This window comes from Methylomarinovum tepidoasis (genome assembly GCF_030294985.1).
GTDB classification, from domain to species: Bacteria; Pseudomonadota; Gammaproteobacteria; order Methylococcales; family Methylothermaceae; genus Methylohalobius; species Methylohalobius tepidoasis.
The window spans coordinates 695,872-714,307 of the sequence record NZ_AP024718.1 but is presented as its reverse complement, the minus strand read 5'-3'; the positions used below and the strand labels follow the sequence as shown (position 1 = coordinate 714,307).

Below are 18,436 nucleotides of genomic sequence, written 5' to 3'. Positions count from 1 at the left end.
CTTCGGCGGCCTCTTCAGGGGACGAGCACGATTTTGCCGATGACTTCACCTGCTTCCAGCAGGCGGTGGGCTTCGGCGGCCTGAGCCAGGGGCAATACCCTGTGGATGATCGGCCGTACCTGGCCGCTTTCCAGCAGGGGCCAGACGTGCTGGCGCAGTTGCCGGGCGATGGCGGCCTTCACTGCGGGCGGTCGCGGGCGCAGGGTGGAGCCGGTGATGGTCAGCCGTTTGAGGAAGACCGGCAGCAGATTGATCTCCCCCTTGGGGCCGCCCTGCACGGCGATGATGACCAAGCGCCCATCCTCCGCCAGGGACCGCAGGTTGTGGGGCAAATAGGGGGCGCCGACGATGTCGAGAATCAGATCGACCCCCCGGCCGGCGGTCAGTTCGGCGATGCGGGCGGCGAAATCTTCGCGGCGGTAGCAGATCGCGGCCCGGGCGCCGAGGTCTTCGCAGAAATGGCATTTTTCCGGGGTGCCGCAGGTGGTATAGACCTCCGCCTGGCGCAGTGCGCGGGCGAGCTGGATCGCGGTGGTGCCGATCCCGCCGGCGCCGCCGTGAACCAGGAAATTTTCTCCCCGGCGCAGCTGGCCACGCTCGAACACGTTGTGCCAGACGGTGAAGAAGGTTTCTGGGATGGCGGCGGCCTGGACGAAATCCAGACCTTTGGGGATCGGCAGACACAGGTCCGCCGCAGCGATGCAGTATTCGGCGTAACCGCCGCCGGTCAGTAGGGCACAGACCGCATCCCCGTGCTGCCACTGTGACACCTCAGGGCCAACGGCCGTGATGATGCCGGCGACCTCCAGGCCGGGGATGTCGGAGGCGCCGGGGGGCGGTGGATAAAGCCCCTGACGCTGAACCACGTCGGGCCGGTTGACTCCGGCCGCCTTGACCTGGATGAGGACTTCTCCCGGTCCCGGCCGGGGGGCCGGCCTTTCCGTCAGCTGCAGAACCTCCGGACCGCCGGGATGGGTGATTTCTATCGCCTTCATGCTGGATTCAGGTTGTTCATGTCGCACAATTGTTCATCTGGATGCTGATGTGTCGCTAATTAGCGACATGTTCAGTTTCATTGAATGTCAAAGTCTTATCTTTCATTTTTGACCAAAATGTTTGGCATCGAATCGTATGGAATGTCGCATTTTGGCGTCACTTACGGTTTCACAGAATCCCTTAGATTCTGCCACGTAATCGTTTTCGCCCTAATGGTATGTTTTTTGCTCACAAATACGAGGGGCAGATAAATTTCGTTAGATAAATAGAACTATAGATGATAAGAGGGAGGAGCTAGGATGTTTGATAGACGCTACCGGGCGGTCCTTGCCGATACCAAGGAAGGCAAATCCATCCACTATCGTTTGCGCTATCAGGTCTATTGCCTGGAAAAGCGTTTCGAACCGGTCGAACGTTTCTGCGACCAACAGGAAATCGACGCCTATGATAACCATTCCGCGCATTTGTTGATCCAGCACCTCGACAGCGGCGAGTGGGTCGGGACCGCCCGTCTGGTATTCGGTAAGCCGGAAAGCCTGCCGATGGCCCGGGTCGCCCGTTTTTCCCTTGAAGGGGTCGAGACGGGGGGCAGGTATTTTGCGGAATTGTCCCGTCTTTCCATTCTGAAATCCTACCGTCGTCACGGTGAGCGCCAGCAGGTCAGCGAGCCGGAAGTGCTGTTGGGCTTGATCCGTGCCGCCCGCGATTACAGCGCCCAGGTCGGGCTTGACTACTGGTTGTTTCTATGCCGGCGCTCGATCATGCGTATCGTCGGCAACCTGGGGATGCATATGGACATCATCGGAGATCCCTGTGAGCATCGGGGAACCCGTTATCCTTATCTGGCGAAGCTGGCGACGGCGTTCGACGGCATTCCCGAGCGTTCCCGGGAGGTCCACGCCATGTTCAGCCGCCAAAACACCCTGTTGCGTTATTCGCAGTTGTACCCGGTCGATTGTCCGATGATGGCCGCCTGACCGGGTGGGGAAGGCGGTACAATGGTATCCTTTGCAAACCGGAACCACAAACCGCCATGGCCATCGACCGTTACGATACCCGTAAGCTCAACAATCCTGTCTACGCCCTGCGGTGCCTGTGGCAAGGGCTCGTCCTGTTACCCAGGCCGAGCCTGCGCCGCTTCGTCCTCATCCCGCTGGCGATCAATTTCCTGCTCTATGCCGGCGCTTTCGCCCTGGCGAGCTACTACTTCGCCGATTTTCTCGCCTGGCTGATTCCGTCCTGGCTCGACTGGCTGGAATGGCTGCTCTGGCCCCTGTTCGGGCTGGCCTTCATCCTCATCACCTTCTTCAGTTTCACCCTGGTGGCCAACCTGCTGGCCTCCCCCTTCTACGACAAGCTGGCCGAGCGCACCGAGGAACTGCTCACCGGAACCGCGCCCCAGCCGCCGGAAACCAGCCTGACCCGGGCGGTGATGCGGGAAATGGGGGCGGAATTGAGGCGGCTGTGGTATTTCGTCACCCGGGCGATTCCGCTGGCCGTCATCTCGGTCATTCCGGGGCTCAATCTGGCCGCGCCGTTCCTGTGGCTGCTGTTCAATGCCTGGTTCATGGGTTTGGAATACACCGCCTATCCGTTGGCCAATCACGACATTCTGTTCCCCGAGCAGCGCCGCTTGCTGGCCCGGGCCAAGCTGGGCAATCTGACCCTGGGCGGGGTGGTGATGTTCGGAATCGGCGTGCCGCTGCTCAACATCCTCGTGCCGCCGGCGGCGGTGATTGCGGCCACGGTCTATTTCGTCGGCGCCCGCAAGGGCCAGAACTGACTCAAACCGGCTCGGCCACGAGCCGGTCGCCTTCCGGAGCCACCGCGGCGAGCCTGACGGTCTGGATCCGGTTGCTGAGATCGGTTCCCTCCGGCGCCGGCATCTGCACCCGCAGGTAGTGGGGGGTGTAGCCGCTGAACCAGCGCCGCCCGTCATGCCATTCGCCCCTTTCCCACAGCACCGCCGCCGTCTTTCCGACCCAGGCTTCCAGAACCTGGTGCCGCAGCGTGGCTGCCAGTCGGTGGAGGCGGCGGCTGCGGTCCTTCTTGGTTTTTTCGTCCACCTGATGGGGAAAGGCCGCCGCCGCCGTCCCCTCGCGGGGGGAATAGGGGAAGATGTGCACGTGGGCGAAGCCGATTTCCTCCACCAGCGCCAGCGTCTGTTGAAAGTCGGCTTCGGTCTCGCCGGGAAAGCCGACGATGATGTCGGTGGTCAGCACCAGATCGGGGCGGTGGCGGCGCGCCGTCAGGGCCAGCGTGCGGAAGTCCGCCACCCGGCAGCGCCGCGCCATGCGTTTGAGCACGGCATCGGAGCCGCTCTGCAGCGGCAGGTGCAGATGGGGCATCAACCGCGGGTCGCGAAACAGGGCGAAGAAGTCCTCGCCCAGCTCCCAGGGCTCCAGCGAACCCAGGCGCAGGCGCGGCAGATCGGTCCGTTCCAGGACGGCGCGGAGCAGTGCGGTGAGCGAGCTTCCCAGATCGCTGCCGTAGCCGCCCAGATGGATGCCGCTGAGGACCGCCTCCTGCACGCCCTCCCGGCGCAGCGCCTGGATTTCCGCAACCACCTCGTCCACCGGGCGGCTGCGTTCCTCCCCCCGGGCCACGGTGACGATGCAGAAGGTGCAGCGATGACGGCAGCCGTCCTGAACCTTGACGAAAGCCCGCTGGCGGCTGCGGGTGAAGACCGGCGCCTCGTGCGCTGCGGTCGCAGGGGCGGGCAGCAGCTGCCGGGCCAGCTCCACCAGCCGGTCCTTGTCGCGATTGGGGACGACCAGGTCCACCCCCAACTCCCGGGCTACCTGTTCCGGTCGCAGGCTGGCATAGCAGCCGCTGACCACCAGGCGGGCGTCGGGATTGGCGCGCCTGAGGCGGCGGATCCACTGCCGGGATTTGCGGGCCGCCTCGCCGGTCACCGCACAGGTGTTGAGCACCACCACGTCGGCCCGGTCCGCCGGCACCACCCGGGCGCCGGCGGCGCGGAACTGGCGCGACCAAGCCTCGGTTTCGGCTTCGTTGAGACGGCATCCTAGGGTTTGAAACGCGACTTGCATCCCCTCATCCACAGGTTGATCGGTAACCGATTATTTTAACAAGGATCAACAAAAAACCCCGGAAGCTACCGTCCTGGCGGCTCCCGGGGTTAGGTTGCGGCGACGGCGGTGGAGGGAGGAGGGGATAGAGGGCAGATTCACCGCCATCCGTACGACAACCATGGTCTTAAGTGTGGCATAGAAACAGGATCGGGTTGTGACCCGGGTCACAGATTTCAGATTTGCTCCGCCAGCTGCCGTGCCAGACCGGTGTAATCCGCCGGCGTCAGCGCCAGGAGGCGCTGTTTGGCCGCGTCGGGAATGTCCAGTTTGGCGATGAAATGCTTGAGGCTTTCGGCATCGATGCGGCGGCCGCGGGTCAGTTCCTTGAGCTTCTCGTAGGGCTGCTCGATGCCGTAGCGGCGCATCACCGTCTGCACCGCCTCTCCCAGCACCTCCCAGTTGGCGTCCAGGTCTTCGCTCAGCCGGGCCTCGTCCACCTCCAGCTTGGCGATGCCCTTGAGAGTGCTCTGCAGGGCGATGCGGGTGTGGGCCACCGCCACGCCGAGGTTGCGCAGCACGGTGGAGTCGGTCAGATCCCGCTGCCAGCGGGAGACAGGCAGCTTCTCCGCCAGATGGCGGGCGACGGCGTTGGCGACCCCCAGATTGCCCTCGGCGTTTTCGAAATCGATGGGATTGACCTTGTGGGGCATGGTGGAGGAGCCCACCTCGCCGGCGACGGTCTTCTGTTTGAAATAGCCCAGACTGATGTAGCCCCACACGTCGCGGTCGAAGTCGATGAGGACGGTGTTGAGGCGGGCGAGGGCGTCGAAGAATTCGGCGATCCAGTCGTGGGGTTCGATCTGGGTGGTGTACGGGTTCCAGGTCAGCCCCAGCCCTTCGACGAAACGTTTGGACAGGGCCGGCCAGTCCACCTCCGGATAGGCGATGGTATGGGCGTTGTAGTTGCCCACGGCGCCGTTGATCTTGCCCAGGATCTCCACCCCGGCCAGCTGGCGGCGCTGACGGTACAGGCGGTGGACGAAATTGGCCATCTCCTTGCCCAGGGTGGTGGGGCTGGCGGGCTGGCCGTGGGTGCGCGACAGCATCGGCACGGCGGCGGTGCGGTGGGCCAGGGTGCGGATTTCCTCGCTCACCTCGTCGATCAAGGGCAGCAGGGTCTCGTCGCGGCCGGACTTGACCATCAGGGCGTAGGCCAGGTTGTTGATGTCCTCGGAGGTGCAGGCGAAGTGGATGAATTCGGCGATTTTGGCCAGTTCCGCCTGATCTGCCACCTTTTCCTTGAGAAAGTATTCGATGGCCTTGACGTCGTGGTTGGTGGTGCGCTCGATGGCTTTGACCCGCTCGGCGTCGGCCTCGCTGAAGGTTTCCAGGATCTCCTCCAGGAACCGGCGTGCCTCGGGTGACAGGGGCGGCACCTCGGCGATGGCCGGCTCGTCCGCCAGGGCCTGGAGCCAGCGCACCTCCACCAGCACCCGGTGGCGGATCAGTCCGTATTCGCTGAAGACGGGCCGCAGGGCTTCGTTCTTGTCGGCGTAGCGGCCGTCGATGGGGGAAATGGCGGTCAGCGGGGTGTGCATGTCAGGGGTTCCTCTCGTTGGACAGGGTTTCGATGACGCCGCCGCCGAGACAGACCTCGCCGTCGTAGAACACCACCGACTGCCCCGGGGTGATGGCCCGCTGGGGCTGGTCGAAGATGACGCGCACGCGGTCGTCGTCGAGGCGCTCGACACGGCAGGGCTGGTCCGGCTGGCGGTAGCGGATCTTGGCGGTGCAGCGGAAGTCGCCCGTAGGAGGACGGCCTTCCAGCCATTCCAGCTGCGCCGCTTCCAGACTGCGGTGGAACAGCAGCGGATGGTCGTGGCCCTGGACCACGATCAGGGCGTTGTTTTCCAGATCTTTGTCGGCCACGTACCAGGGCTGGCCGGCGCTGCCGGCGCGGCCGCCGATGCCGAGACCCTGGCGCTGGCCCAGGGTGTAGTACATCAGTCCCTGGTGTTCGCCGATCACCTCACCCTCCGGGGTGACGATGGGGCCGGGGCGGGCCGGCAGGTAACGCTGCAGGAAGTCGCGGAACTTGCGTTCGCCGATGAAGCAGATGCCGGTGCTGTCCTTCTTGGCGTGGTTGGGGAAGCCGGCCGCGGCGGCGATGCGGCGCACCTCGCTTTTCTCCAGGTGGCCGATGGGAAACCAGGTGCGCGCCAAGGCCTCCTGGCCCATGGCGTAGAGGAAATAGCTCTGATCCTTGTTGGCATCACATCCGCGCAGCAGTTGATAGCGGCCCAGATGCCGGCGCACCCGGGCATAGTGGCCGGTGGCGATGACTTCGGCGCCCAGGTCCAGGGCGTAGTCGAGAAATGCCTTGAACTTGATGTGCTTGTTGCAGAGGATGTCCGGGTTGGGGGTGCGGCCGGCACCGTATTCCTCCAGGAAGTGGGTGAAGACCCGGTCCCAGTACTCGGCGGCGAAGTTGACTGCATAAAGCGCGATGCCGAGCCGGTCGCACACCTTCTGGGCGTCTTCCAGGTCGCGCAGGGCGGTACAGTATTCGGTGCCGTCGTCCTCGTCCCAGTTCTTCATGAACAGGCCGGTGACCTCAAAGCCTTCCTCCAACAGTTTCAGGGCGGTGACCGAGGAATCGACCCCGCCGGACAGGCCGACGATGACTTTGGTCATGGGTAATGTCGCAACAGGCTCAAGGGGCAGCGTTGTCCGGATTCATACGCATGGATGGAATCGAGGACCAAAGGGCTGCGCAGCCGTTCCCTCCGGTCCTCGATTTCGGCCCGGGTGAGCCAGTGGGTGGCGACGATGCCCTCGTCCAACGGCTGCTCCGGGCGGTGGTCGCACACCTGGCCGTAAAAGGTGAAGCGCAGGAAGGTCAGCGCGTCTGACACCGGCAGCAGCTGCACCGCCACCAGCGCTTCGGGTTCGAAGGCCCAGCCGGTTTCCTCGCGCACCTCGCGGCGGGCCGCATTCGGCAATGATTCGTCCGGCTCCAGGTGACCGGCGGGCTGGTTAAAGACACGGCGACCTTCGACGACCTCCTCGACCAGCAGATAGCGGCCGTCGCGCTCGACGACGGCGGCGACGGTGACGTTGGGTTTCCAGATCATAAAAGTTCCATGGATGTAAACCCAACCATTTTACTGGATTTTGTCTTGCCAAACCGGGGCCGGCGACAAATAATTGAAACTCGATTTTCCATCGGGCTGTGTACTTGGTTATGACCTACGAATTGCGCAATCTGCCGTTTTCCGCCAAGGTGCTGTTCTCTTCCTATCTCATCATCATCGCCATCGGCTATTTCGTGGCGATGCTGCAGATTCTGTTCACCCACGGCCTGGCGGACGGCAAGTTCGGCCTCTCCATCGAGGACATCGTCTACAGCTATTACGGCAACCGCTCCGGTTCCAAGCTCGAGGTGATGCTCAACGGTCCGATGAAGCCTTACGCTCCACCCCAGGAACGCTTCCAGATCATCCAGTGGGCGCGGGACGGTGCCCCGCAGGACGTGTATGAGAAGACCATCAAGCCGATCGTGGAGAAGCGCTGCGTGATGTGCCACAACGCCAACTCCTCCCTGCCCGATTTCCACCGCTACGAAGAACTGAAGAAGCGGGCCGAAACCGACACCGGCGCCACCATCCAGTCTTTGGTGCGGGTGTCCCACATTCACCTCTTCGGCATTTCCTTCATCTTCATGTTCGTGGGGATCATCTTCTGCTTCGCCTCCGGCGTGCCGGAATACCTTAAGGCGGTCGCGGTGGCGATGCCGTTCATTTTCCAGATGACCGACATCGTTTCCTGGTGGCTCACCAAGCTGTCGCCCCATTTCGCCTGGCTGGTGGTGGCCGGCGGGGCGGGGATGGCGATGTCGTTCGTGTTCATGTGGATCGTGTCCATGTACGAGATGTGGATCGTGCCGCTGCTGGACCGGGGTGGAACCATCCGTACCGAATCCTACAGCCGTTATCTGCGGCCGCGGCATTGAACCCTGCAGCGCTTGACCTGTCGAATGCGGAGGTTGACGATGCACGATATCCGGCGACTGACAACAGGGAGATATCCAGAGCGAGCGATGTCGCAATATAATGACGATCAGCCCGAGGACGGCGGTACCGGCACTGCGGTTCAGACTGCGCGCCCGAAACTCAAACGGCCGCCACTGTACAAGGTGATCCTCCTTAACGACGATTTCACGCCGATGGATTTCGTCGTCGAGGTGCTGATGCGGTTTTTCGCCATGAGCGAGGAGAAGGCCACTCAGATCATGCTCCATGTCCACACTCGCGGTGTCGGGGTGTGCGGCGTGTTCACCCGCGACGTGGCCGAGACCAAGGTGCAACAGGTCAACGAATATTCCCGTCGCCACCAGCATCCGTTGTTGTGTACGATGGAAGAAGCCTAAGAGATCAACAGACCGAACGGGTCCCGTCATGTTAAGCAAAGAGCTGGAACAGTCCCTCAACGCCGCTTTCAAATACGCGCACAACAAACGTCACGAATACATCACCGTGGAACATCTGTTGCTGGCGATGCTCGACAACGCCAGCGCGGTCGAGGTGTTGCGTGCCTGCGGTGGCAACGTCGAGCAGTTGCGCGAGGAGCTGGTCCAGTTTCTCGACGAGACCACTCCGCTGATTCCGCCCGGGGTCAACCGGGAAACCCAGCCGACCCTGGGTTTCCAGCGGGTGTTGCAGCGGGCGGTCTTCCACGTCCAGTCCTCCGGCAAGAAGGAAGTCACCGGCGCCAACATTCTGGTGGCGATCTTCAGCGAACAGGATTCCCACGCTGTCTATCTGCTTCACAAGCAGGACATCACCCGTCTCGACGTGGTGAACTACATGGCCCACGGCATCTCCAAGGTGAAGGACGAAAGCGAAGACAACGAGCCTTCCGCCTCCGGTATGGACGAGAACGGCGACGAGGCCCAGCCGGCCAACGCCACCAATCCCTTGACCAAGTACGCCACCAACCTCAACGAGGCCGCCCGGGAAGGGCGCATCGACCCACTCATCGGCCGCGAGGCGGAGATCGAGCGCACCATCCAGGTGCTGTGCCGCCGGCGCAAGAACAACCCGCTGCTGGTGGGCGAGGCCGGGGTCGGCAAGACCGCCATCGCCGAAGGGCTGGCGAAAAAGATCGTCGAGGAGGAGGTGCCCGAGGTGCTCAGGGATGCGGTCATCTATTCCCTCGACCTTGGCGCCCTGGTGGCCGGCACCAAGTACCGCGGCGACTTCGAGAAGCGTCTCAAGGCCCTGCTGGCCCAGCTGAGGAAGCAGCCGGAGGCGATTCTGTTCATCGACGAAATCCACACCATCATCGGCGCCGGTTCCGCCTCCGGGGGGGTGATGGATGCCTCCAACCTCATCAAGCCGATGCTGGCCTCCGGCGAGCTGCGCTGCATCGGTTCGACCACCTATCAGGAATATCGCGGCATCTTCGAGAAGGACCGGGCCCTGGCGCGGCGCTTCCAGAAGATCGACGTCCACGAACCCAGCGTGGAGGAAACCTTCGAGATCCTCAAGGGGCTCAAGACCCGCTTCGAGGAGCACCATCAGGTCAAGTACACCGAGGAGGCCCTGAAGGCGGCGGCGCAGCTGGCGGCCCGTTATATCACCGACCGCCATCTGCCGGACAAGGCCATCGATGTCATCGACGAGGCCGGAGCCCGCCAGCGCCTGCTCGACGAGAACGTGCGCAAGGCGGTGATCGACACCGGGGAAATCGAGCACATCGTCGCCAAGATCGCCCGTATTCCGCCGCGCACGGTGTCGGCCAACGACAAGGAAAAGCTGCGCGATCTGGAAAAGAATCTCAAGATGCTGGTGTACGGTCAGGACGAGGCTATCGAGGCGCTGGCGACGGCGATCAAGCTCGCCCGCGCCGGGTTGCGCACCGAGAGCAAGCCCATCGGCGCCTTTCTCCTCGCCGGGCCCACCGGTGTCGGCAAGACCGAGGTCACCCGCCAGCTGGCCAGGTTGCTCGGTCTGGAGCTGATTCGCTTCGACATGTCCGAATACATGGAGCGGCATACGGTATCGCGCCTGATCGGCGCGCCTCCCGGTTACGTCGGCTACGACCAGGGCGGGCTGCTGACCGAGGAGGTCAACAAGCATCCCCACGCGGTGCTGCTGCTGGACGAGATCGAAAAGGCCCACCCGGACGTCTTCAACCTGCTGCTGCAGGTGATGGATCACGGCACCTTGACCGACAACAACGGCCGCAAGGCGGATTTCCGCAACATCATCCTGGTGATGACCACCAATGCCGGGGCGGCGGAAACCAGCCGGGCGTCCATCGGCTTCACGCCGCAGGACCACGCCAGCGACAGCATGCAGGTGATCGAAAAGACCTTCACCCCGGAATTCCGCAACCGCCTCGACGCCATCGTCCAGTTCCGCCCGCTGGGCCGCAAGGTTATCGGCCAGGTGGTGGACAAGTTCATCTTCGAGCTGGAGTCACAGCTGGCCGAGCGCGGCGTCACCCTGCAGCTGACTCCGCAAGCGCGCGAATGGCTGGCCGAGCGCGGTTATGATCCCAAGATGGGGGCGCGGCCGATGGCGCGGGTGATTCAGGAATACGTCAAAAAGCCGTTGGCGGAGGATCTGCTGTTCGGCCGTCTGACCGAAGGCGGGCACGTCAAATTCTTCGTGCAGGGCGGCGAATTGAAATTCTCGGTGGAGAGCGGCAAGCCGGTCACCCCCGCCTGAGGCGGGTGGCTTGGCTCATTTGAGGCGGAAGGTGATCCGGCCCTTGGTCAGGTCGTAAGGCGTCATTTCCACTTTGACCCGGTCGCCGGTGAGGATGCGGATGTAATGCTTGCGCATCTTGCCGGAGATGTGGGCGGTGATCACGTGACCGTTGTCGAGCTTGACCCGGAACATGGTGTTCGGTAGGGTCTCGATCACGGTACCTTCCATTTCGATGACGTCTTCTTTGGCCATAAACCTTGTCTGTTGCTCGTTCCGGTTAGGGTAAAGTGCCCGAATCTTACCACGGTTGCCGACGGGCGGCCAACGTCCTCCGCTGCACAGCCGCCTTCTGGCGCTATTTCTGGCACCGCTTCGGCGAGAGCCACTGCACCCACAGCGCCGCCGCCCTTTCCTATACCACCCTGCTGGCGCTGGTGCCGCTGCTGGCGCTGTCCTTGGCGATCTTCACCGCCTTCCCCGCTTTCCACGAGATCAGCGACCGGCTGATGGACGCTTTGTTCGAGCAGCTGGTGCCGGCGGCGCGGGAGACGATCCAGCAGTACGTTTACACCTTCGCCGACAAAGCCAAGAAGCTCACCGGCCCCGGCATTCTGTTCCTGATCGTCACCGCCCTGATGCTGATGATCACCATCGAAAAGTCGCTCAACGAGATCTGGCGGGCGCCGCCTTACCGGGCGATTCATCGCCGGCTGCTGGTGTACTGGTCGGTGCTGACCCTGGGGCCGCTGCTGCTGGGGGCGGCGGTGGCGGTCACTTCCAGGCTGATGGCCCAGGCCCATTGGGGGGAAACCGGGCCGGCCTTCGGGTTGCTGAAACTGCTGCCCTTCCTGTTCGAGACCGTCGCTTTCACCCTGCTGTATCTGGTGGTGCCCAATGCCCGGGTCAAAGTCAGGCTGGCTGTCGCCGGCGGCGCTTTGAGCGCTGCCCTGTTCGAACTGGCCAAGGCTGGATTCACCGCTTACATCACCCGTTTTCCCACCTACGAGGCCATTTACGGGGCGCTGGCGGCGGTGCCGATCTTCCTGGTATGGCTGTACCTGTCGTGGATGGTGACCCTGGTGGGGGCCCAGTTCACCTTCTGTCTGCATACCTTCCGGGAAGGCGCGGAGGAGAACGCCATTCCCGTGCCTGAGCACGATCTCGATCTGGCTTACGGCTTGCTCAAGCGGATCTGGCTGGGCCAGCGCGACGACCGTTTGCTCACCGAGGCGGATCTGGCCCGTCACTGGCCGGCCTTGAGTCCAGCGGCGCTGGACCGGGTCCTGCAGATCCTCCAGGGCAATGGCTGGCTCGCCCGTGACGAAAGCGGCGCCTGGCTGCTGCGGCGCGATCCCCATCTGCATTCGCTGGGGGACCTGTACCGCAGCCATCCCTACCTCCTGCCGTCGCCGACCCGGGCGCAGGCCGAGCTGCGGCCGTTGCTGACACCGGTGAGCGAAGCGCTTGAGCGCAGCTTCAACGTTCCCCTGGCGCGCCTGTTCGAGGCGCCGCCTTGACGGCAAGCCAATCAATACAGTAGATTACTTGGCTATTTCTCCATAGGTAACCAGGTGTCAGCGGTGGAACTGAGCGGCGCGCAAATCGTGGTCCAGGCCTTGAAGGACGAGGGGGTCGAATACATCTTCGGCTATCCCGGCGGGGCGGTATTGCACATCTACGACGCCCTGTTCGGCCAGGAAGACGTCAAGCACGTGCTGGTGCGCCACGAGCAGGGCGCCACCCACATGGCCGACGGTTACGCCCGCGCCACCGGCAAGCCCGGCGTGGTGCTGGCCACCTCCGGTCCCGGGGCCACCAACCTGGTGACCGGGATCGCCACCGCCTACATGGACTCGATCCCGATGGTGGTGCTCACCGGCCAGGTGCCGACGCCGGTGATCGGCAGCGACGCCTTCCAGGAATGCGACACCGTCGGCATCACCCGCCCGTGCGTCAAGCACAATTTCCTGGTGAAAGACCGCCGCAAGCTGGCCGAAACCATCAAAAAGGCGTTTCACATCGCTACCACCGGCCGCCCCGGCCCGGTGCTGGTGGACATCCCCAAGGACATCACCGACCCGAACGTCAGGATTCCGTATCATTACCCGCAGTCCGTCTCGCTGCGCTCCTACAAGCCGAAACTGCATGGCAATCCGCGCCAGATCCGAAAAGCGGCGGAGCTGATCCTCGAGGCCAAACGCCCCATGATCTATGCCGGCGGGGGCGTGATTCTGGGCGAGGCGGCGGCGGAGCTGACCGAATTCACCCGCCTGCTCGGTTTCCCCATCACCCTGACGCTGATGGGGCTGGGCGCCTATCCGGGCACCGACCGCCAGTTCCTCGGGATGCTGGGGATGCACGGCACCTACGAGGCTAACATGGCCATGCACGAGTGCGACGTGCTCATCGCCATCGGCGCCCGTTTCGACGACCGCGTCACCGGCAAACTGGACGAATTCTGCCCCTACGCCAAGGTCATCCACATCGACGTGGACCCGGCCTCCATCGCCAAGAACGTGCCGGTGGACATTCCCATCGTCGGCCACGTGAAGCCGGTCCTGGCCGACCTCATCGCCGCCCTCCGGGCCAGTGGCAAGCAGCCGGACGCGGAGGCCCTGGCGGCCTGGTGGGAGCAGATCGAACGCTGGCGCGCCGTCGATTGTCTGCGTTACGACCGAAAAAGCCCGCTGATCAAGCCCCAGTACGTCATCGAACAACTGTGGGAGGTGACCCGGGGCGAGGCCTATGTCACCTCCGACGTGGGCCAGCATCAGATGTGGACGGCCCAGTACTACAAATTCGACAAGCCGCGCCGCTGGATCAATTCCGGCGGTCTGGGAACGATGGGCTTCGGCATGCCGGCGGCCATCGGGGTCAAGCTGGCCCATCCCGACAGCGACGTGGTCTGCGTCACCGGCGAGGCCAGCATCCAGATGTGCATCCAGGAACTGTCCACCGCCCTCCAGTACAAGACTCCGATCAAGATCGTCAATCTCAACAACCGTTACATGGGCATGGTGCGGCAGTGGCAGGAATTCACCTACGAGAGCCGCTATTCCCATTCCTACATGGACACCATCCCCGACTTCGTGCGCCTGGCCGAGGCCTACGGCCATGTCGGCATGCGGATCGAAAAGCCCGAGGACGTGCGCCCGGCGTTGGAGGAGGCGATGCGCCACCGCGACCGGCTGGTGTTCCTGGACTTCATCACCGACCGCACCGAGAACGTCTATCCGATGGTGGAGGCCGGCAAGGCCCAGCACCAGATGCGCCTGCCGCCGTGGATCAACGTGGACCGGGAGCTGGCCTGATGCGTCACATCATTTCCCTGCTGTTGGAAAACGAAGCCGGCGCCCTGGCGCGGGTCGCCGGATTGTTCGCCGCCCGCGGTTACAACATCGAGGCCCTCACCGTGGCGCCCACCGAGGACCCCACGGTGTCACGCATGACCATCGTCACCCGCGGCGACGAGCGTATCATCGAGCAGATCACCAAGCAGCTCAACAAGCTCATCGACGTCATCAAGCTGCTCGACATCTCCGAATCCGGCCATATCGAGCGCGAGCTGATGCTGCTCAAGGTCCGCACTCACAACGGCCACGACCGCGAAGAGCTCAAACGCCTCGCCGACATCTTCCGCGCCCGCATCGTCGACGTCACCCCCCGTTCCTACGTCGTCGAAATGACCGGCGACAGCGCCAAGCTCGACGCCTTCCTGAGCAACCTGTCGCCGGCTCAGATCGTCGAGGTGGTGCGCTCGGGGCCGACGGGCATCCTGCGCGGCGAGCGCGGCTTGCATCTATAACCATATCAACGAACAGGGGACTCCCATGCAGGTTTACTACGACAAAGACGCCGATCTTTCCATCATCCGTTCCAAAAAGGTCACCATCATCGGTTACGGCTCCCAGGGCCACGCCCACGCCAACAATCTCAAGGACTCCGGCGTGGACGTCACCATCGGCCTGCGTCCCGGCTCCCAGTCCTGGGCCAAGGCGGAGAAGGCGGGTCTGACCGTCAAGCCGGTGGCGGAAGCGGTCCAGGGGGCCGACGTGGTCATGGTGCTGGCGCCGGACGAGCACCAACCCAAACTGTATCAGGAACAGATCAAGCCCAACATCAAGCAGGGGGCGGCGCTGGCCTTCGCCCACGGCTTCAACATCCACTTCCAGCTGATCGAGCCGCGTGCCGACCTCGACGTCATCATGATCGCCCCCAAGGGCCCCGGCCATCTGGTGCGCGCCACCTACACCCAGGGCGGCGGGGTGCCGACGCTGATCGCGGTGTACCAGGACGCCAGCGGCCGGGCTAAGGACATCGCCCTGTCCTATGCCTCCGCCAACGGCGGGGGACGGGCCGGCATCATCGAAACCAGCTTCCGCGAGGAAACCGAGACCGACCTGTTCGGAGAACAGGCGGTGCTGTGCGGCGGCGCCACTGCCCTGGTGCAGGCCGGCTTCGAGGTGCTGACCGAGGCGGGTTACGCCCCGGAGATGGCCTACTTCGAGTGCCTCCACGAACTCAAGCTGATCGTCGATCTGATGTATGAGGGCGGCATCGCCAACATGCGCTATTCCATCTCCAACACCGCCGAGTACGGCGACCTGACCCGCGGCCCGCGCGTCATCAACGCGCAGACCAAGGAGGAGATGAAGCGTATCCTCAAGGAAATCCAGAACGGTGAATTCGCCCGGGAATTCATCCTTGAGAACCAGGCCGGCTGCCCCACCCTCAAGGCCAAACGTCGGCTGGGCAAGGAACATCCCATCGAGGAGGTGGGCGAGAAGCTGCGGGCGATGATGCCCTGGATCAAGGCCAACCGGCTGGTGGATCAGGAAAAGAACTGATTCCGGCGGCAGTGGCATGACGATGCTGGGCGGCGGGGACGGACCTGTGGGGCGTCCCCGCCGCGCCTTGCAGGATGAGCAACCGATGAAGCGGTGGTAGAGGCTATGGCCACTTCCCATTCCGGCAGACGCCGCCGCGGCATTTATCTGCTGCCGAATCTGTTCACCACCGGCTGCCTGTTCGGCGGCTTCTATGGCATCACCGCGGCTATGAACGGCCATTTTGCGCTGGCGGCGACGGCCATCTTCGCCGCCATGATCATGGACGGGCTCGACGGCCGGGTCGCGCGCCTCACCCACACCCAAACCGCGTTCGGCGCCGAATACGACAGCCTGTCGGACATGGTGTCCTTCGGCGTGGCGCCGGCGTTGGTGATGTACCTGTGGTCCCTGTCGAGCCTGGCCAAGCTTGGCTGGTTCGCCGCCTTCGTCTACGCCGCCGCCACCGCGCTGCGGCTGGCGCGCTTCAACACCCAGATCGGGGTCGAGGACAAACGCTACTTCCAGGGACTGCCCAGCCCCTCGGCCGCCGCCATCGTCACCGGGTTCATCTGGGTCGGGGAGACCTATGGCCTGCAGGGCGAGGCGATGCGCTACGTGGCGACGCTCATCACCCTGGCCGCCGGTCTGCTGATGGTCAGCAACTTCCGCTACTACAGCTTCAAGGAATTCGACATCCGCCGCCGGGTGCCCTTCGTGGTCATCATCGCCATCGTCCTGGCACTGGCGGTCGTCGCCACCCAGCCCCAGCTGGTGCTGTTTTTGGCTTTCGCCGCTTACGCCGTTTCTGGGCCTGTGTGGACTTTCATCGAACTGCGCCGCCGCCGCCGTGCTGTCCGCCAGCGTCTCAAGCGGCGTCGGGAGCGGTCGTAGCAGTTCAAACTTCTCCTTCCCGCACCACTGGTACCACCCAATAACGGATTCCGCTGCCACCGAAATGGCGCGCCAGATCGGCCAGCAGGTCGTCAAGGCGCGTTTGGTCCACGCACACTGACCGTCACCAGCTTGCCGCGGTCGTACAGCACCCGGATGCGCGCCCCCGGTGGCAGGCCGGCCTCCAGCTGCCCGAGCTTGGCCTGCACCGCTTTCACCACCTGGCCGGCGTTGGTGCCCCGTAGGCTCAACGCCAGGCCCTCGACCGTCTCGCCCTCACCATCGGCACTCAGGGCGCCGTAGCGGGTCAGGGCGCCGATGCGGACCTCGGCCACGTCACCGACGCGCATCGGCATTCCGCTGCGTTCGGCCACGACGATGTGGCGCACGTCTTCCAGGGTCTGGATGTGGCTGCGGACGATCAGGGATTCCTCTCCGGTTTCCAGGCACCCGGTGCCGTCGTTGCGGTTGTTGCTTTCCAGGGCGGCGGCCAGCCGGTCGTTCTCCGGCGGCACCGTCACCTGCGCCGGCGCTCTGCCCAGGGGCATCCGCTCCGCCTTGCGCACGGAGGCGACTTTCAGTCCCAGGCGCTGCTATCGGTCGGCGGAGAGGCGCACTTCGTCGGCGAGCGCCGCGGTGGTCAGAAACAGCAATGGAATCAGCAAGCGTCGCATGGCAATACGCCCACGACCTGGTTGTAACGGGCGATGTCGCGGTCTCGGCGGAGGCGCCACTGGCGGGCGTCGCGCAGGGCTTCCCGATCCAGTTTCTGGATGCGCAGCAGGTCGATCAGGTCCATCTCCCCGGCGGCGAAGGCCTGGCGGGCCAGTTTCAGGTTCTCCCGGGCCAGCCGGTGACGGGATTCGGCCGCTTCCAGCTGGAGCCGGTCCACCAGGAGCGCGTGTTCGGCTTCGTGCAGGTCCCGCTCCAGACGCCGTTGCAGTTCGCCCCGCTGGCTTTCCGCCTCCGCCAGGGCGACGGCTTCGGCGGCGACGTTGGGGGCCTGATAGCGGCCGCCGCCGAAGGGGATCGTCAGGTTGGCCATCAGCCCGTGGGTGGTGGGCCCGCCCCGTGCCGCTTTGGCGTGGGTGCCGCCGACGGTGAGATAGACCTGCTGGTTGCCGGTGTCGGATTCGAAACGGGTCCAGCGCACCTTGGCCTTGAGCTGGTCGATGCGGGCGCTGGCGGCGGCCAGCAGAGGATGATCGGAAGGGATGGCGGCGACAGGGGCCCGGGTTTCCCGGAAGTTCTGCGGCGCCCGCTCCAGGCGCACCAAGTTCAGATAACGGCGGCGGGCGTGCATCCATTCGGCCTCCAAGGTCGTAGCTTCGGTCCGGCGGTTGAGCACCTCGGTCTGGGCCAGCAGCAGATCGGTGCGGGCCAAGTCGCCGGCCTCGACCCGTTTGCGCACGGCATCCGCCAGTTTCTCGTCCACCGCCAGCAGCTGGCGTGCGGTTTCGTAGGCACTGCGCTTGAGACGCAGATCCCACAGGGCCTCACGCACCAGCCCCGCCACCTGCAACGCCAGGGCCCGCCGATAGGAAGCGGCGTGTTTGGCGGCGTGGTCGGCCACCTCGCGGGCGGCGCTGCGCTGGCCCCACTTCCACAGCATGAAGGTGAGATCGTTGTCGATTTCCCAGGCGCCGGTGTCGTCGCCCACCTGGTCGCCGCTGTAGGTGGTGCCGAACATCACGGGGCCTGCCAGAATCCCGCCGGAGCGCCGCTCCCAGGCCCGCGCATCCTCGCGGAAAGCAGCCGCCAGCCGGCTGCGAGGGAAGTTGGCCAGGGCGGTTTCCACCACCTGGGCCAGGGTCAGTTCGGGATCGTAACGGAGTTCGTCCCGGTGGGGGGCCAGCAGATCCTCCTGGGCCTGTCCGCCAGCTGCCTGGACCAGCAGACAGGCGCAAAACAGCCAGTGACACAGTTTGCGCACGGTTCTTACCTGTCGAGAAGTTGAATCGTTTCCGGC

The 18,436-nt window shown here is 64.1% G+C and carries 18 protein-coding genes; 10 read left to right on the top strand and 8 right to left on the bottom strand.

The genetic code is table 11. The features are described from left to right. Positions 1-14 precede the first annotated feature (14 nt). Complete coding sequence (locus MIN45_RS03505; protein ID WP_286293410.1) at positions 15-995, bottom strand: NAD(P)H-quinone oxidoreductase; 981 nt, start codon at positions 993-995, stop codon at positions 15-17. A 300-nt stretch (positions 996-1,295) separates the two neighbouring features. Between MIN45_RS03505 and MIN45_RS03500 the strand changes: the two genes are divergently transcribed. Together MIN45_RS03500 and cysZ are read left to right on the top strand one after the other, a co-directional pair. Then, positions 1,296-1,973 carry a PEP-CTERM/exosortase system-associated acyltransferase gene (locus MIN45_RS03500; RefSeq protein WP_286293409.1) on the top strand — a complete coding sequence of 226 codons (678 nt, stop codon included), beginning with the start codon at positions 1,296-1,298 and terminating at the stop codon, positions 1,971-1,973. 56 nt (positions 1,974-2,029) lie between these two features. Then, complete coding sequence (gene cysZ, locus MIN45_RS03495; RefSeq protein ID WP_286293407.1) at positions 2,030-2,779, top strand: sulfate transporter CysZ; 750 nt, start codon at positions 2,030-2,032, stop codon at positions 2,777-2,779. Between the two features lies 1 nt (position 2,780). Here the strand turns inward: cysZ and mtaB are convergent, their stop codons facing one another. The 4 genes from mtaB to MIN45_RS03475 form a co-directional block, all read right to left on the bottom strand. Continuing rightward, a complete protein-coding gene (gene mtaB / locus MIN45_RS03490) occupies positions 2,781-4,049 on the bottom strand; it encodes a tRNA (N(6)-L-threonylcarbamoyladenosine(37)-C(2))-methylthiotransferase MtaB (RefSeq protein WP_286293405.1) in 1,269 nt (422 codons plus the stop codon). A gap of 215 nt (positions 4,050-4,264) precedes the next feature. Next, positions 4,265-5,629 carry an adenylosuccinate lyase gene (purB, locus tag MIN45_RS03485; protein ID WP_286293404.1) on the bottom strand — a complete coding sequence of 455 codons (1,365 nt, stop codon included), beginning with the start codon at positions 5,627-5,629 and terminating at the stop codon, positions 4,265-4,267. A gap of 1 nt (position 5,630) precedes the next feature. Further along, positions 5,631-6,725 carry a tRNA 2-thiouridine(34) synthase MnmA gene (mnmA, locus tag MIN45_RS03480; RefSeq protein WP_286293403.1) on the bottom strand — a complete coding sequence of 365 codons (1,095 nt, stop codon included), beginning with the start codon at positions 6,723-6,725 and terminating at the stop codon, positions 5,631-5,633. Continuing rightward, the gene (locus MIN45_RS03475) at positions 6,722-7,165 is read right to left on the bottom strand and encodes an NUDIX hydrolase (RefSeq protein ID WP_286293402.1); all 444 of its coding nucleotides are present in this window, start codon (positions 7,163-7,165) and stop codon (positions 6,722-6,724) included. The genes mnmA and MIN45_RS03475 overlap by 4 nt, the downstream gene beginning before the upstream one ends. A 110-nt stretch (positions 7,166-7,275) precedes the next feature. Here MIN45_RS03475 and MIN45_RS03470 point away from each other — a divergent pair, with 110 nt between their 5' ends. The 3 genes from MIN45_RS03470 to clpA all read left to right on the top strand — a co-directional run bounded on the left by MIN45_RS03470 (position 7,276) and on the right by clpA (position 10,765). Then, positions 7,276-8,043: an elongation factor-1 alpha gene (locus MIN45_RS03470; RefSeq protein ID WP_286293401.1), complete on the top strand. Its 768-nt coding sequence runs from the start codon at positions 7,276-7,278 to the stop codon at positions 8,041-8,043. Positions 8,044-8,130: 87 nt separating this feature from the next. Beyond that, positions 8,131-8,460 (top strand): ATP-dependent Clp protease adapter ClpS, encoded by a 330-nt coding sequence (clpS, locus tag MIN45_RS03465; protein WP_286293399.1) that lies wholly within the window; start codon positions 8,131-8,133, stop codon positions 8,458-8,460. A gap of 28 nt (positions 8,461-8,488) precedes the next feature. After that, the gene (gene clpA / locus MIN45_RS03460) at positions 8,489-10,765 is read left to right on the top strand and encodes an ATP-dependent Clp protease ATP-binding subunit ClpA (protein WP_286293398.1); all 2,277 of its coding nucleotides are present in this window, start codon (positions 8,489-8,491) and stop codon (positions 10,763-10,765) included. 15 nt (positions 10,766-10,780) lie between these two features. On the opposite strand, the gene infA is transcribed toward clpA, so the two are convergent. Continuing rightward, positions 10,781-10,999: a translation initiation factor IF-1 gene (gene infA, locus MIN45_RS03455; RefSeq protein WP_286293397.1), complete on the bottom strand. Its 219-nt coding sequence runs from the start codon at positions 10,997-10,999 to the stop codon at positions 10,781-10,783. A gap of 35 nt (positions 11,000-11,034) precedes the next feature. Here infA and MIN45_RS03450 point away from each other — a divergent pair, with 35 nt between their 5' ends. The 5 genes from MIN45_RS03450 to pssA all read left to right on the top strand — a co-directional run bounded on the left by MIN45_RS03450 (position 11,035) and on the right by pssA (position 16,467). Further along, positions 11,035-12,264 carry a YihY family inner membrane protein gene (locus tag MIN45_RS03450; RefSeq protein WP_286293396.1) on the top strand — a complete coding sequence of 410 codons (1,230 nt, stop codon included), beginning with the start codon at positions 11,035-11,037 and terminating at the stop codon, positions 12,262-12,264. A 63-nt stretch (positions 12,265-12,327) separates the two neighbouring features. Then, complete coding sequence (locus MIN45_RS03445) at positions 12,328-14,058, top strand: acetolactate synthase 3 large subunit (protein ID WP_286294112.1); 1,731 nt, start codon at positions 12,328-12,330, stop codon at positions 14,056-14,058. Beyond that, positions 14,058-14,552, top strand: coding sequence for an acetolactate synthase small subunit (gene ilvN / locus MIN45_RS03440; RefSeq protein WP_286293395.1), 495 nt, complete (start codon positions 14,058-14,060; stop codon positions 14,550-14,552). Before MIN45_RS03445 ends, ilvN begins: the two co-directional genes overlap by 1 nt. 25 nt (positions 14,553-14,577) lie before the next feature. Next, entirely contained in the window at positions 14,578-15,594 is a 1,017-nt protein-coding gene (ilvC, locus tag MIN45_RS03435; RefSeq protein WP_286293394.1) for a ketol-acid reductoisomerase, read from the top strand. A gap of 105 nt (positions 15,595-15,699) precedes the next feature. Continuing rightward, entirely contained in the window at positions 15,700-16,467 is a 768-nt protein-coding gene (pssA, locus tag MIN45_RS03430; RefSeq protein ID WP_286293393.1) for a CDP-diacylglycerol--serine O-phosphatidyltransferase, read from the top strand. Between the two features lie 92 nt (positions 16,468-16,559). On the opposite strand, the gene MIN45_RS03425 is transcribed toward pssA, so the two are convergent. Both MIN45_RS03425 and MIN45_RS03420 read right to left on the bottom strand, forming a co-directional pair. Next, entirely contained in the window at positions 16,560-17,015 is a 456-nt protein-coding gene (locus MIN45_RS03425) for an efflux RND transporter permease subunit (protein WP_286293392.1), read from the bottom strand. Positions 17,016-17,125: 110 nt separating this feature from the next. Then, positions 17,126-18,400, bottom strand: coding sequence for a TolC family protein (locus MIN45_RS03420; protein WP_286293391.1), 1,275 nt, complete (start codon positions 18,398-18,400; stop codon positions 17,126-17,128). Positions 18,401-18,436: the final 36 nt, after the last annotated feature.

Excerpts from the sequence above, each read along its gene's own strand:
- MIN45_RS03505 (WP_286293410.1), bottom strand. The coding sequence starts at position 995 with ATGAAGGCGATAGAAATCACCCATCCCGGCGGTCCGGAGGTTCTGCAG.
- MIN45_RS03500 (WP_286293409.1), top strand. The coding sequence starts at position 1,296 with ATGTTTGATAGACGCTACCGGGCGGTCCTTGCCGATACCAAGGAAGGC.
- cysZ (WP_286293407.1), top strand. The coding sequence starts at position 2,030 with ATGGCCATCGACCGTTACGATACCCGTAAGCTCAACAATCCTGTCTAC.
- mtaB (WP_286293405.1), bottom strand. The coding sequence starts at position 4,049 with ATGCAAGTCGCGTTTCAAACCCTAGGATGCCGTCTCAACGAAGCCGAA.
- purB (WP_286293404.1), bottom strand. The coding sequence starts at position 5,629 with ATGCACACCCCGCTGACCGCCATTTCCCCCATCGACGGCCGCTACGCC.
- mnmA (WP_286293403.1), bottom strand. The coding sequence starts at position 6,725 with ATGACCAAAGTCATCGTCGGCCTGTCCGGCGGGGTCGATTCCTCGGTC.
- MIN45_RS03475 (WP_286293402.1), bottom strand. The coding sequence starts at position 7,165 with ATGATCTGGAAACCCAACGTCACCGTCGCCGCCGTCGTCGAGCGCGAC.
- MIN45_RS03470 (WP_286293401.1), top strand. The coding sequence starts at position 7,276 with ATGACCTACGAATTGCGCAATCTGCCGTTTTCCGCCAAGGTGCTGTTC.
- clpS (WP_286293399.1), top strand. The coding sequence starts at position 8,131 with ATGTCGCAATATAATGACGATCAGCCCGAGGACGGCGGTACCGGCACT.
- clpA (WP_286293398.1), top strand. The coding sequence starts at position 8,489 with ATGTTAAGCAAAGAGCTGGAACAGTCCCTCAACGCCGCTTTCAAATAC.
- infA (WP_286293397.1), bottom strand. The coding sequence starts at position 10,999 with ATGGCCAAAGAAGACGTCATCGAAATGGAAGGTACCGTGATCGAGACC.
- ilvN (WP_286293395.1), top strand. The coding sequence starts at position 14,058 with ATGCGTCACATCATTTCCCTGCTGTTGGAAAACGAAGCCGGCGCCCTG.
- ilvC (WP_286293394.1), top strand. The coding sequence starts at position 14,578 with ATGCAGGTTTACTACGACAAAGACGCCGATCTTTCCATCATCCGTTCC.
- pssA (WP_286293393.1), top strand. The coding sequence starts at position 15,700 with ATGGCCACTTCCCATTCCGGCAGACGCCGCCGCGGCATTTATCTGCTG.
- MIN45_RS03425 (WP_286293392.1), bottom strand. The coding sequence starts at position 17,015 with ATGCCCCTGGGCAGAGCGCCGGCGCAGGTGACGGTGCCGCCGGAGAAC.